The organism is Mycobacterium sp. pUA109 (genome assembly GCF_041287095.1).
Lineage (GTDB): Bacteria > Actinomycetota > Actinomycetes > Mycobacteriales > Mycobacteriaceae > Mycobacterium.
Genome location: NZ_JBGGKS010000015.1, coordinates 1 through 12,794, shown reverse-complemented (window position 1 = coordinate 12,794; position 12,794 = coordinate 1). Strand labels below are relative to the sequence as shown.

General features: G+C 68.4%; 14 protein-coding genes. 7 read left to right on the top strand and 7 right to left on the bottom strand.

Features of this window, described 5'->3' with window-relative positions:
- Window positions 1-5: 5 nt before the first annotated feature.
- Both ACAG26_RS17500 and ACAG26_RS17495 read left to right on the top strand, forming a co-directional pair.
- Window positions 6-470 (top strand): hypothetical protein, encoded by a 465-nt coding sequence (locus tag ACAG26_RS17500; protein WP_370484341.1) that lies wholly within the window; start codon window positions 6-8, stop codon window positions 468-470.
- 137 nt (window positions 471-607) lie between these two features.
- On the top strand, window positions 608-1,843 hold the full coding sequence (locus ACAG26_RS17495; RefSeq protein WP_370484477.1) for an alpha/beta hydrolase-fold protein: 1,236 nt from the start codon (window positions 608-610) through the stop codon (window positions 1,841-1,843).
- A 149-nt stretch (window positions 1,844-1,992) separates the two neighbouring features.
- Here the strand turns inward: ACAG26_RS17495 and ACAG26_RS17490 are convergent, their stop codons facing one another.
- From ACAG26_RS17490 to ACAG26_RS17480, 3 genes are all read right to left on the bottom strand, one after another.
- Window positions 1,993-3,027: a TIGR03617 family F420-dependent LLM class oxidoreductase gene (locus ACAG26_RS17490; protein ID WP_370484340.1), complete on the bottom strand. Its 1,035-nt coding sequence runs from the start codon at window positions 3,025-3,027 to the stop codon at window positions 1,993-1,995.
- Between the two features lie 103 nt (window positions 3,028-3,130).
- Complete coding sequence (locus ACAG26_RS17485; protein ID WP_370484339.1) at window positions 3,131-3,655, bottom strand: hypothetical protein; 525 nt, start codon at window positions 3,653-3,655, stop codon at window positions 3,131-3,133.
- Entirely contained in the window at window positions 3,652-4,857 is a 1,206-nt protein-coding gene (locus tag ACAG26_RS17480) for a cytochrome P450 (RefSeq protein ID WP_370484338.1), read from the bottom strand. Before ACAG26_RS17480 ends, ACAG26_RS17485 begins: the two co-directional genes overlap by 4 nt.
- A gap of 195 nt (window positions 4,858-5,052) precedes the next feature.
- Between ACAG26_RS17480 and ACAG26_RS17475 the strand changes: the two genes are divergently transcribed.
- Window positions 5,053-5,982 carry an SAM-dependent methyltransferase gene (locus ACAG26_RS17475; RefSeq protein ID WP_370484337.1) on the top strand — a complete coding sequence of 310 codons (930 nt, stop codon included), beginning with the start codon at window positions 5,053-5,055 and terminating at the stop codon, window positions 5,980-5,982.
- An 11-nt stretch (window positions 5,983-5,993) separates the two neighbouring features.
- Entirely contained in the window at window positions 5,994-6,656 is a 663-nt protein-coding gene (locus tag ACAG26_RS17470) for a class I SAM-dependent methyltransferase (protein WP_370484336.1), read from the top strand.
- Here the strand turns inward: ACAG26_RS17470 and ACAG26_RS17465 are convergent.
- A complete protein-coding gene (locus tag ACAG26_RS17465; RefSeq protein WP_370484335.1) occupies window positions 6,643-7,572 on the bottom strand; it encodes an LLM class F420-dependent oxidoreductase in 930 nt (309 codons plus the stop codon). The two genes, ACAG26_RS17470 and ACAG26_RS17465, sit on opposite strands and share 14 nt — an antisense overlap.
- Before the next feature lie 121 nt (window positions 7,573-7,693).
- Between ACAG26_RS17465 and ACAG26_RS17460 the strand changes: the two genes are divergently transcribed.
- Entirely contained in the window at window positions 7,694-8,377 is a 684-nt protein-coding gene (locus ACAG26_RS17460) for a DUF427 domain-containing protein (protein WP_370484334.1), read from the top strand.
- Between the two features lie 18 nt (window positions 8,378-8,395).
- On the opposite strand, the gene ACAG26_RS17455 is transcribed toward ACAG26_RS17460, so the two are convergent.
- The 3 genes from ACAG26_RS17455 to ACAG26_RS17445 all read right to left on the bottom strand — a co-directional run bounded on the left by ACAG26_RS17455 (window position 8,396) and on the right by ACAG26_RS17445 (window position 10,747).
- Entirely contained in the window at window positions 8,396-8,692 is a 297-nt protein-coding gene (locus ACAG26_RS17455; protein WP_071028628.1) for a hypothetical protein, read from the bottom strand.
- 146 nt (window positions 8,693-8,838) lie between these two features.
- Window positions 8,839-9,927 carry a dihydrodipicolinate reductase gene (locus ACAG26_RS17450; RefSeq protein ID WP_370484333.1) on the bottom strand — a complete coding sequence of 363 codons (1,089 nt, stop codon included), beginning with the start codon at window positions 9,925-9,927 and terminating at the stop codon, window positions 8,839-8,841.
- 106 nt (window positions 9,928-10,033) lie between these two features.
- Window positions 10,034-10,747, bottom strand: coding sequence for a TetR/AcrR family transcriptional regulator C-terminal domain-containing protein (locus ACAG26_RS17445; RefSeq protein ID WP_370484332.1), 714 nt, complete (start codon window positions 10,745-10,747; stop codon window positions 10,034-10,036).
- Window positions 10,748-10,838: 91 nt separating this feature from the next.
- Between ACAG26_RS17445 and ltaE the strand changes: the two genes are divergently transcribed.
- Both ltaE and ACAG26_RS17435 read left to right on the top strand, forming a co-directional pair.
- Entirely contained in the window at window positions 10,839-11,843 is a 1,005-nt protein-coding gene (gene ltaE, locus ACAG26_RS17440) for a low-specificity L-threonine aldolase (protein ID WP_370484331.1), read from the top strand.
- 40 nt (window positions 11,844-11,883) lie between these two features.
- Window positions 11,884-12,630 (top strand): methyltransferase domain-containing protein, encoded by a 747-nt coding sequence (locus ACAG26_RS17435; RefSeq protein WP_370484330.1) that lies wholly within the window; start codon window positions 11,884-11,886, stop codon window positions 12,628-12,630.
- Window positions 12,631-12,794: the final 164 nt, after the last annotated feature.

The following is a 12,794-nucleotide window of genomic DNA, read 5'->3' as shown; positions in this document are numbered from 1 at the left end:
ATTCCATGAGGTCAACGAAGGTTGCCGTGGCGGCCGCCGCACTGGCGATCGCGAGTTGGTGCGGCGGTGGCGGCGTCGCGCACGCGGATCCCCCTCCCCCGCCGGGCCCACCGCCCGGGCCGCCGCCGGGTCCGGCGAGTCCGGCACCCGCCCCGAAAGCGGCGATCGACAAGGACGGCACCTACAAGGTCGGCACCGACATCGCGCCGGGCACCTACAGTTCCGAGGGCCCCGCCGGTGACGGGGTGTGCTACTGGAAGCGGTTGAGCGGCGACAAGATCGTCGACAATGCGATGACCAAGAAGCCGCAGGTCGTGCAGATCGAGCCGGGCGACACCGCCTTCAAGACCGACCACTGCCAGCCCTGGCAGCTGGTCGACTGCCCACCCACCTGCCCGCCGCCGCCGCAAGCGCCACCGCCCGGCCTGGGCCTGCCGCCCATCCTGCCGCCGGCGCCGGGTCGACCCTAAGGGACTCGACGTCACAATCGGATCACGTTGGTCACGAGGCAATTACGGCCCGCGCGGCCGAATGGCGGTGGGCCGCTGCTCTGTTAGCTTGCCGGTGAGACAACCGACGAGGCAGGGGAGAACGGCCGGTGTGGGCGATGTTCGTGCGCAAGGTTTCCCGGATACGGCCGCGTCGTGTCGCCGCGGTCACGCTGTTGGCGGCGACGCTGCTGGGTCTGGCCGGCGCGCCCAGCTGCACCCCCACGTCCGCGGCGTTCTCCCGTAAGGGCCTGCCGGTCGAATACCTGGAGGTGCCCTCCCCGGCGATGGGCCGCGACATCAAGGTCGAGTTCCAGGGCGGCGGCCCGCAGGCGCTGTACCTGCTGGACGGCCTGCGCGCGCAAGACGACAACAGCGGCTGGGACATCAACACCGCCGCGTTCGAGTGGTTTTACCAGTCCGGCATATCGGTCATCATGCCGGTGGGCGGCCAGTCCAGCTTCTACAGCGACTGGTACAAGCCGGCCTGCGGCAGCGCCGGCTGCCAAACCTACAAATGGGAGACCTTCCTGACCCAGGAGTTGCCGGCCTGGTTGGCCAGCAACCGGACGGTGTCGGCGGTCGGCAATGCCGTGGTGGGCCTGTCGATGGCCGGGGGCGCGGCGCTGACCCTGGCGATCTGGCATCCCGCGCAGTTCGTTTTCGCCAGCTCGCTGTCGGGCTTCCTCAACCCGTCGCAAGGGTTGTGGCCCACCATGATCGGCTTCGCGATGAAGGACGCCGGCGGCTACACGGCGACGGATATGTGGGGGACCGCCAACGATCCCGCGTGGCGGCGCAACGATCCGATGGTCAACATCGGCCGGTTGGTGGCCAACAACACCGCGATTTGGGTGTATTGCGGCAACGGGACGCTGTCGGATCTCGACGGCGCCGGGGATTTCGGCACGCAGTACAGCGCGCAGTTCCTGGAAAACATCACCATCAAAACCAACAAGGAGTTCCAGCAGAAGTATCTGGCCGCGGGCGGCCACAACGGCGTGTTCAACTTTCCGTCGAACGGCACACATAGCTGGGGCTATTGGGGATCGCAGCTGCAGGCGATGAAACCCGATCTGCTGCGGGTGCTGGCCGGCCCGCCGCAACCGGCGGCCCCGCCGCCGGGCGCGCCGCAACCGGGTGCGCCGCTAGCCGTCGCGCCGCAACCGGGCGTCCCACCGGCGGTCGCGCCGCAACCCGTCGTCCCCGCGGCGGTCGCGCCGCAAGCCGGCGTCGTACCCCAACCGGGCGTGCCGCAAGCCGGCGTCGTACCCCAACCGGTTGTACCGCAAGCCGTTGCGCCGCAACCGGTCGTGCCACAGGCTGTCGTCCCGCAACCCGTCGCGCCGCGGTAAACCTAAACCCTCCCACCCCCACACCTCGACCACGGCCAACCCAGAACCAACAACTACTGGCACCCCGACAAACACCCCCACCACAACACCAACGAAGACGATGAAGACGACGACGGACCGTAGCCGCCGATGGGGCGGTATCGCCCGGACTATGCCAGCGCGACGTCGGGCACCGCGATTTCGTGCAATGCCGTGACCAGGTCGGCGAGGTCGCCGCGCTCCGGCGAGTAGCCGGGAAAGTAGCAGCAGATGTCGGATGCGTGCTGGCCGTAGCGTTCTCGGATCCGGTCTGCACATTCCTCCGGGGTGCCCACGATACCCAAGGTCCGCACCATCGGCTCGGTGACTAAGGCCCGCATGTCCGCATACTTGCCCTGCTTGGACAGTGCGTTGAGCCGCGGTTGCAGGTCCGCCCAGTCCTCCACCTCCAAGACCGGCCGGTAGTTGGGCGTGGATCCGTAGAAGGCGATCAGCGACGCCACGCCGTCGATCGCCCTCGCCAAACCGGCCTCGGTGCGCGCAACGGCCACCATGGCCTGGCCCACGATCTGAAACTCGCCCGCGGCCCGCCCCGACCTCCGCAATCCTTCGGCAATCGCCGGTAGCGTGCGTTCGGCAAAATGCCGGGTGCTGTTGAACGGCATCACCAGCAGCCCGTCGGCGACCTCGGCGGCCTTCCGGGTCATCACCGGCCCGAGCGCACCCATCAATACCGGCGGCACACCGTACGGGTTGGGCCCGGGATTGAAGTTGGGCGGCATCAACGTGTGGGTGAAGAACTCGCCCCGAAACTGCAGCGGGGCCTCGCCTTCCCACGCCGCGAAGATGGCCCGTACCGCGGCGACAGACTCGGCCGTTCGGTTCGCCGGCTTGCCCCACTGGCTGCCGTACCGCTTCTCGATGTGCGCCCGGATCTGCGAGCCGAGGCCCAGCCGGAACCGACCCCCGCTGAGCACCTGCAGGTCATAGGCGGAGTGCGCGAGATGCAACGGACTACGCGGGCCGGCGATCGCGACGTTCGTCATCAGTTCCAGATCGGTTTCCTGCGCGGCCACCACCAGCGGGACAAACACGTCGTGCGGGCCTTCGAACGAGAAGAGGCCATCGGCCCCCAGTTCGGCGATCGCACGGGCGCTTTCCCGCGCGTTGTCCGGTGCCCCGTCGACCTGCAGGTGGACCTTCACCGCGACACCAGCGACTCGGACAGCGACCACAGCCGGGCGGCACGTTCGGCGTCGACCGCATACGGCGCGACGTCGGTGCGGATGCGGCAGTCGGTCACGGCTTCTAACCTTGGCTCAGGGCGTCCGCGGTGGCAAGGTCGGCATGCGGTGGTAGCCGCTGCCTGGCCACGGTGCGAAACGTTTCGGTCGGCGACAGGCTCGTTCTGCCGCTACCCGCGGCGGCTAGGGCTTCGGCCTTGAACGCGCGGGCGGCGGCGCCCAATCGGTACCGCACCACGCCGACCCCCTGCTCGGCGGTGGGCGCGGTTGGGTCCCACAGCAACACTTCGACGTCCGGGTGGTCGGCGATGTCACGCACGAGGCGGCGCAGCCGCGGATCGCCGGTGTACAGCTCGGCCGAGACACCCAGCGCGCGCGGACTTTCTTCCAGGACACCGGAGTCCAACGGGGCCGCGTCGGCGCCGAGGATCTGCAACGCTTGGGCCCCGCCGGCGTCGACGAGCACCACCGTGACCTTCCACCCCGCCATGACGTGATCGAACAGCCAGCCACCGGCGTGCTGCACCGCGTCGGCGGCCGTCGCCGCAATGACGTGCAGGCGGTAGGACGCCAGGGCGGTGTCGGTCACGGCAACACGCGGACCGGGACGTGCGACCAACCGGCCACGTTCTGCATGCTCACCCGCTGACATCCCTCCCACAACACCTCGTAGCGGGGCATGAAGTCGAGCATCTTTTCCAGCGCGATGGCGGCTTCCATCCGGGCCAGCGCCGCGCCCAGGCAGCTGTGAATCCCGTACCCGAAGCCCAGATTCTGCGCCTCGGTGCGGTCCCGGTCGATGTTGAAGGTGTCGGGGTCGGTCCAGGCGTCGGGATCGCGGTTGGCCGAGCCGCCGACCAGGAACACCGGCTTGCCCGCCGGGATGGTGCACCCGTGCAGGTGCACCGTTTTCATCGAGCGACGCACGTTGTACTGGGCCGGCGCCTCGTAGCGCAGCAGCTCTTCCACCGCCGCCGGGATCTTGCTGCGGTCATCGAGCAGCTTCTGCCACTCGTCGGGGTGCTGGGCGAACACCGTCGCCGCGTTGCCGATCAGCTTGGTCACCGTTTCGGCCCCCGCCCCACCCAACAGGGTGGCGAAACCGGCGATCTCGGAGCCCCTCAGGCGGGTCCGCTCCCCGTCCTCGCGTTCGATCTCGGCGGCGATCAGCCTGCTGATCATGTCGTCTTGCGGCTCGGCGCGGCGCTGCTGGATGAGCTCGTAGTACATCACCCAGGATTCGGCCATCGCCTGATTGCCGGCGTCGGACATGTCGATTTGGCCCGGATCGCGATGCAACAACTCGTCGATCCACAGCCGCACCTTCTGGCGGTACTCGGTGGGCACCCCCAGCATCCGGGTGATCACCTCCACGGGGAACAGCGCCGAGAAGTCTTGCACGACGTCGAACCCGGTCGGATCGGCCGCGGCCAACAGCCCCTCGATCTGCTCGGTGACCATCTGGCGTAGCGCCATGATCGCCCGCGGCGTGAACACCTTGTTCACCAGGCTGCGCATGTGCCGGTGCTCGGGGGGATCCAGCGAGATGATCATCTTCGCCGGCACCGGCTGCCCGGTGCGCACCATCCCCAGATCCACCCCGTATGCCGAGGAGTACGTCTCGAAGTCCTTGAACGCCGCGGCGACGTCGGCATGCCGCGACAGCGCGTAGAAGTCGTATTGCTCGTTGTAATAGACCGGGGCGTCCGCCCGCATCCGCCGGTACGTCTCGTAGGGACCGTTGAAGAAATCCTCCGAGAACGGGTCGAAAACGAGCTGCGCTGTTCTCACGTCACCTCCTGTGCCGCCCAACGCGAACCGGACTAACAAACAGTAAACCTTACAGTATCTAACCCCGGAAGCATATCCGCAGGCATCGCCTTGTCGGCCACCGCCACGGTCGCACTCGCGTCGCCGGCCGCCCCGGCGCCAGTTCGTTATACTGGCTAAGCATTGGGCTGGCTCGCAGCCATGGAAGGACCTCGCATGACACGCACCGACAACGACACCTGGGATTTGGCGACCAGCGTGGGCGCAACGGCGACCATGGTGGCCGCTGCCCGCGCCATCGCGGCCAACAGCGCAAACCCGCTGATCGACGACCCGTTCGCCGCACCGCTGGTCCGTGCGGTCGGGGTGGATTTCTTCACCCGCTGGGTCAGCGGTGACCTCGATGTCGCCGATGTCGACAACAACGAATCCGGGTGGCGGTTGGCGTACCTGCCCGACGCTATGGCCGTGCGCACCCGCTACTTCGATGCCTTCTTCGCCGACGCGACCCGCTCCGGCATCCGCCAAGCGGTTATCTTGGCGTCCGGCCTGGACGCGCGGTCATACCGGCTGGCGTGGCCCGCCGATATGACCGTGTTCGAGATCGACCAGCCGCAGGTCATCGAGTTCAAGACCCGCACGTTGGCCGACCTGGGGGCCACACCCCGCACCGATCTGCGCACGGTGGCGATCGACCTGCGCCAGGATTGGCCGGCCGCAGTCCGGGATGCGGGCCTGGACAGTACCCGCCCCACCGCGTGGATCGCCGAGGGTCTGCTGGGGTACCTGCCGCCGACCGCCCAGGACCGCCTGCTCGACGACATCACCGCGCTCAGCGCCGAGGGCAGCCGGGTGGCGGTCGAGGCCGTCCCGAACATGTCGGACCTGGATCTGGGCCAAGCCCGCGACACCATGCGTGCGGCCACCGCCAAGTGGCGCGAGCACGGCATCGATGTGGAGTTCGCGGATTTGGGCTACGACGGGGAGCGCCACGACGTGGGCGCCTACCTGCAGCAGCGGGGTTGGCGCTCGGTCGGCACGACGGCACGCCAGTTGTTCGCCGACAACGGTCTGGCCCCCATATCCGAAAGCGCCGACTCGGTCTCGGTGGCCGACACGATCTACTACACCTCCACCTTGCGGTAAGGACAGGACCTATGAGCAGCTCATCTCCCGCCGGCCTGGCGGTGCAACGCCGAGGACTTAACACCGCGATCACGCGGTTTTGGAGCTTCGCCGCGCCGATATACGACCAGGCCTTCCTGCAACGCTGGGTCTACCGCCCCGCCCACGATGAGGTGGTCGCCCAGCTGCACAGCCACGGAGCCGCCACGGTTGCCGACATCGCCTGCGGGACCGGGATTCTGGCGGATCGGATCGAACGGGAGTTGCAGCCCGCCGCGGTGCACGGGGTGGACATGTCCGACGGCATGTTGGCGGAAGCCCGCGCCCGGTCGGCACGGGTGCAGTGGTTGAAAGGCCCCGCCGAGCAGCTGCCGTTCGACGACGGTGCCCTCGACGCCGTGGTCACCACGTCGGCGTTTCACTTCTTCGATCAGCCCGCCGCGCTGCGGGAATTCCACCGCGTGCTCGCTCCGGGCGGGGTGGCGGCGGTGACCACGATGAGCCCGCGCCAGCCCCTACCCTTTCATCGGTTCTCCGCCAACCGATTGACGCCGGCGCACAACCCGTCGCCGGCGGAGATGCGGACGCTGTTCGAGGGGGCCGGGCTGAGCGTCAGTGAACAGCATCGGGTCCACCGGCCCACCTGGACGAAGCTGGTGTCGGACCTGCTCACGGTGGGGGTCAAACCCGCGTAGCCGGCTCGATGACCTGGACCCGGAACCGGTCCAGGGTCTCCAACAGGTGCGCCAGGCTGTCACCCGGCACCGGGACCTGCACCCAGGTGACCCCCAAGGCCGCCAGCTTGTCCAACCCACTCAGATAGGCGTCGGCGTTGAAGTCGTCGTCACCGGGGTTGCCGCCGGCGAGGTTGGTGAAGGTGACGTCGACCTGCGACCCATCACGGCCCGCGGCGTCCAGTCGGCGGCGCAGGTCGTCGATGCCGGCGGCCAGGTGCTCCGCGGTGTCCAGCGACGCGGTGCGCGCGGTCGCGGCGAGCCCGGCCGGCGCCGCGAACGGACACCACCCGTCGCCGTGCTCGGCGACGCGCTGGCGTGCCGCGCCGGTGTTGCCGCCGATCCAGATCGGCGGGTGCGGCCGGCTGACCGGCCGCGGGTGCGCGGTAATCCCCCGCGCGGCGAAATGCTTCCCCTCCACCGAGATATCGTCGGTGGTCCACACCGTGCGGATCACCGACAGCGCTTCCTCGAACAGTTGGGTGCGTTCCTCGTAGTCCACACCCAGCGCCGCGAATTCGCGCTTGAGGTAGCCGACGCCCACCGCCAGCGTGAACCGGCCTCCCGACAGCAGATCGAGCGTGGCACCGGACTTGGCCACCACAAACGGGTTCCGATAGGGCAACACCACGATGTTGGGGATCAGCCGCAGGGTGGCGGTGTGCGCGGCGGCAAAACCCATCGCCACGAACGGATCCAGCGCGTCGTGTCCCCCGGCATCAAGCCAGCGTTGGGTGGGTGCGGGATGGTCGGTGAAACCGAACCCGTCGAACCCCGCTGCCTCCGCCGCCGCCGCGACCGTGGCCACCCCGGCTCCGGTCACCAGCTCCGGATTGTAGGGATGGCTGTGCATGGGATGGGTGATCGCGAAACGCATCTAGCACCTTCGATCCGGTCCGGAATGTGGTCCGCGACGGCAGACCTTCCCAAGAGAGTGACATTTCAGGTTTGATTTGTAAACCTTGGTCCACCCTCTCCGGAACCTCAGGAGCCCCACGATGAGCCTTGTCGCCGGACGCGGTCCGCTCAGTCACGATCCCGCGGGCTGGTTCGTCCCGCCCCTGCCGGCCGAGCCGGTGTACGTCGAACCGCACCCGCGGCGCGTTCAGGCTTTTCGCCACGGGCACCTGGTGATCGACACCGAGCGGGCGCTGCTCGTGCACCGCCGGGATCGCCCGCTCAGCTACGCGTTTCCCGCCGCGGACGTCGCGGAACTACCCGGCAGCCCGGAACCGGCCGCGGCCGGGTATGTCCAGGTGCCGTGGGACGCGGTCGATACGTGGTTCGAAGAGGGCCGCCAGCTGGTCCACTATCCGCCGAACCCGTATCACCGCGTCGACTGCCGGCCCACCCGGCGGCGGTTGCGGGTGACGGTTGCCGGTACCGCCCTGGTGGACACCGACGACACCGTGATCGTGTTCGAAACCGCGCTGGAGCCACGGCTATACGTGGCCGCATCGCAGGTGCGCACCGATCTGCTGCGCCGGTCCGACTCGTCGAGCTACTGCAACTACAAGGGGACCGCCACGTACTGGTCAGCCGAGGTCGGCGACACCGTCATCGCCGACGTGGCCTGGAGCTATCCCGACCCGCCGCCCGAGAGTTCGCCAATCAGAGGGTATTTCAGCTTCGACGCCATGCGCGCCGAAGTGCAGGCCGAACTCCCGGGCTCGGATTCCTGAATGCGATGCGGCGTGCGGTCAGCCGCCCCAGCCGCGGGCGCCGTCCCAACCGCCGCAGAAGCCGTTGACGCAGCCGTGACCGAAGCCGCCCTGGAAGGGGTTCCAGCCACCGCAACCCTGCCAGCCGGCGCCGCTGCCGCAGCCGTTACCGCCACCGTTGCCGTCCGGGCCGCCGCTACCGCTCGGCTCGGCGACAACGTGATCGGTCGTGGCCGCCGGGGCGTCGGCGAGCATCACGGCCGTTGGTGCGACGGCGACCGCCGCCGCAGCACCCGCTACGAACACTGTTCCCACAAGTTTCCGTATGCTTAGCATGTCTCTATATTGCGCAATGATCGCGCCGTTGCCAACCCCAATGTGAGCGCCGATACCGTTTTGTGAACCTGCGTCGCACCTCACGGTGGCCCGTAAGCCCAGGTGAATGTGCTTGTTACAGCAGGTCGTGCGCCGGTTGCGGAGCGTCACGCGGTTTGGCGTGTCATCATCCGGGCCGCCGCGGTACGCGGCAAATTCAGCGGCAGGTCGGTGTAGGTGACGATGCCGGGCGCGGCGGCCACCACGGCCGGGATGGCGTTGATCGGCGGCATGGCCGTCATGATGTGGCCAAGCACCATGAAGTCGGCGATCGTTTCACCGTGAAAGTCCGGCGGCGGTAAGAATCCGACTTTCATGTTCACCGTCGGGCGTCCGTCAATCGTGATCGCCCAACCGTCCCCGTCGAGCTGCCAATCCGGGTCGAGGGTCTGGCCCTTGCGCCAGCGCACGTTGAGGTCGACAACGGTCTTGCCGTCGACGATGCCTTGCCAGCTGGCGAATACGCCGGCCACGCAGCCGGCGTTGATCGTCCAGGAACCCAGGTCGAGGTCCTCGGTGGTCTGCGCATACTGCGCGTCACAACGGATTTCGTCGAGCTCGACTCCGATAGCGTCGGCGATCAGCCGCACCCCCTCGGCGAAGATCGCGGTGCCCTTCGCGGCCATCGGCTGCAGCGCGGGGTCATCGATCGGGGTGCCGAACCCGACCGGTCGTTCGGTGTCCGGCGAGTCATAGAACGTGGTGTCCGCCGATTCGGAGATGGTGACCTTGTCGGTCCGATCGCACGCGGTCGCGGCCACGATCGCCAACAGTTCCGCGAAGCCGGGGCTGACACCCGAGCCGAAGATCGTCGATTTGCCGCGCTGGCAGGCCTGCTCGAGTCGTTCCCGATCGGCGCCCAGGTTGTGGCCGGTGATGAACGACGCGGAGGCCACCACGTTGATCCCGGCGGACAGGATGCGGGTGAGTTCGTCGACGTCGATCCACATCGGGTTATAGACGACGCAGTCCGGCTTCAGCTCCAGCAGCGCGTCCACGTCGTTGGTCGCGGCCACCCCGATCGGCGCGATGCCGCAGAGTTCACCGACATCACGGCCGGCCTTATCCGGCGACCAGGCGTAGCAGCCAACCAGGTCGAAATCCGGGTGCGCGGCCAGTGCTTGAACCGAGCTTTTGCCGACATTGCCGGTCGTCCATTGAACAACCCGGTATGCGGCGCCATTGCCTGCTGTCATGTGTGCCTCATTCACTTGCCGCGTCCTGCGTGCCGCTCCCTGTCTACACGGGGCCGCCCCGGCGGGGAAGGCTTTTGCCCAAAATTTTTCCGCTTCGGGAAAAATCTCAGGGTCGCCGTGGCCGCGCCGCAAGTTGGTCTTCCAAGCCGGCGATGATCACCGTCAGGTTGTAGTCGAGCTGATCGGGATCGTCCCCGGCCTGTTCGCGGGCGGCGACCACCCGACGCAGCGCCGGAAAGTCTTGTGCGTCTGCGCTCTCCAACGCATTGATCACCTCGGGCACATCGGGGTGCACCCGGTTCTGTGCGCCCTGGACGGCGGCCAACCCGGACGAAAATGCGGTCTCGGTGACGAACGTCAACACCCGTCCGGCCTCGTCGGGACCAAATCCCGCGTCAATCAGTGCCTGCAGCACGGTTTCCACCCGGCTCAACGCCCCCAGCCCCCGCGAGCCGGGAAAGCGCACCGACAGCGCCAGCACGCCGAGTTTGATGGTGGCGTCGCGCTGGGCGCGGGCATAGCAGCGCAGCGCGTCACGCCAGTCGCCGCCGCCGGCCAGTTCGATGCGGGCCAGTTCGGTTTCGAAGACGTCCAGCGCCACGAGTTCCAGCAGGCCGTCGCGGTCTCCGACGTGGTAGTTCAGCGCCTTGGGGTCGACGCCCAGCGCGTCGGCGACGGCCTGCATCGTCAGCGCCTCCGGGGCGATATCCCGTGCAGCAGAAGCGATCAGCTCACGGCTGAGCTGCCGCGGGCGGCCCCGCCGACGCGGTCCCGCCGCGCCGGTGCCCACGTCGGGCAGATCAGCGGCTGCGCGGCTCACCCGTTCAGCGTACGTTTCGCGGACACCGTCACCCCGTGGTGCGCTAGAGGACACTGGCCGCGGAGGCCTACGACCACAAGGATTACATCGCATGATCGACCTGCGCAGCGACACCGTCACCCGTCCGAGCCCAGCCATGCTCACCGCCATGACGCGCGCCGAGACCGGCGACGACGTATGGGGCGATGACCCGACCGTCCTGCGCCTGCAGTCCCGGCTGGCCGAGGAGGCGGGCAAGGAAGCCGGGCTGTTCTTTCCCAGCGGCACGCAAAGCAACCTCACCACGCTGATGGCCCATTGCGGCCGCGGCGACGAATACCTCGTCGGCCAAGCCGCCCACACCTACACCCACGAAGGCGGCGGCGCCGCGGTGCTCGGCAGCATCCAGCCCCAGCCACTCGACAACGCCGAGGACGGCACGATCCCGCTCCAGCGCATCGCCGCCGCGATCAAGCCACTCGATGATCACTTCGCCCGCACCCGCCTGCTCGCGCTGGAAAACACCATCGGCGGCAAGGTGCTGCCGGCGGCCTACGTCGCCCAGGCCACCCGGTTCGCCCACGACCGCGGGCTGTCCACGCACCTCGATGGCGCGCGGGTATTCAATGCGGCGGTCGCCTCGACTCAGCCGCTGACGGCGCTGACCGAGGGCTTCGACTCGGTGTCGATCTGCTTTTCCAAAGGCCTGGGCGCGCCGGTGGGTTCGGTGCTGCTCGGCAGCAAGGCGTTCATCGAGGTGGCGCACCGCTGGCGCAAAGTGCTCGGTGGCGGGATGCGCCAGTCCGGCGTGCTGGCCGCCGCGTGTCTGTACGCGCTCGACCACAATGTCGCCCGGCTGGCCGACGATCACGCCACCGCCGCGCGCCTGGCCGAGGGCCTCGCCCAGATCGGCGACGTACAGGTGCTCTCGCAGGCCACCAACATGGTGTTCGCGCAGTTTCCGCCGCAGGAGTGCGCGGGCCTGCAGGCGTGGCTCACCGAGCGCGGCATCCTCACACGGCTGCGCTACCCGACGCGGTTCGTGACGCACCTGGATGTCAGCGCCGACGATGTCGACACGTTCGTGGCGGCGGTGCAGGCCTACTTCACGACGTGATCGGCGGCGGGCGCCGCGATCGGGCGTAGGCTGCCAACGCATGACCTTCGACAGCACGTTGCCGCCCGCGTTACGCCGGGCGCTGGAGTTGCTCACCGATCCGCCGACGCAGCCCGACGTCAGCAAGGGCTACCTCGATCTGTTGGGCGGCGAATCGGTAGAGGATGCTGCGGTGCCGAAGAACACCGGTGCGATCCAGGCGCTGTGGGCCTCCCCGGTCGGATCGATGCTTTATGACAACGCCCAGGCGGTGTCACGCCGGCTGATCTCCGCGTGGCAACACCCCACCGAGTGGTTGAACCTGCGGCCCGGCGCGGTCGCGTTGGATGTCGGCTGCGGTCCCGGCCCGGTCACCGCGGCGTTGGCGCGCGCGGTGGGGCCAAGCGGGCTGGCGTTGGGTGTCGACATCTCCGAGCCGATGCTGGCCCGCGCGGTGCGTGCCGAATCCGGTCCGCAGACCGGCTTTCTGCGGGCCGACGCGCAACGGCTTCCGCTGCGCGATGCGACGGTCGATGCGGTGGTCTCGATCGCGGCGGTGCAGCTGATCCCGGATCCGGCGGCCGCGCTCACCGAGATGGCGCGGGTACTGCGCCCCGGCGGCCGCCTGGCCGTGATGGTCCCCACCGCCGGGCGGGCCGCCCGGTTTTGGCGGATGCTGCCTAACGGCGGCGCCCACGTGTTCGACGAGGACGAACTCGGCGACCTGTTGGAAGACCGCGGCTTCGTCAGCGTGCGGACCAAGAATTTCGGCACCATCCAGTGGTTGCGCGCCAAGCTGCCGGGTTGAGGCGCCACACCGCACGGTTGAGGCGCCAAGCCGCCTCGCCGCCTCGCCGCCTCGTTGAGTTTGCGCTGAGGGTCGTGGATTTGGCCCTTGGATTCAAGCGGTGGCTGCAACGAATGTGGACGGGTTTGAGAGTAGTCGCTCGAGTTCTTCGGCGGGTGTTCGCC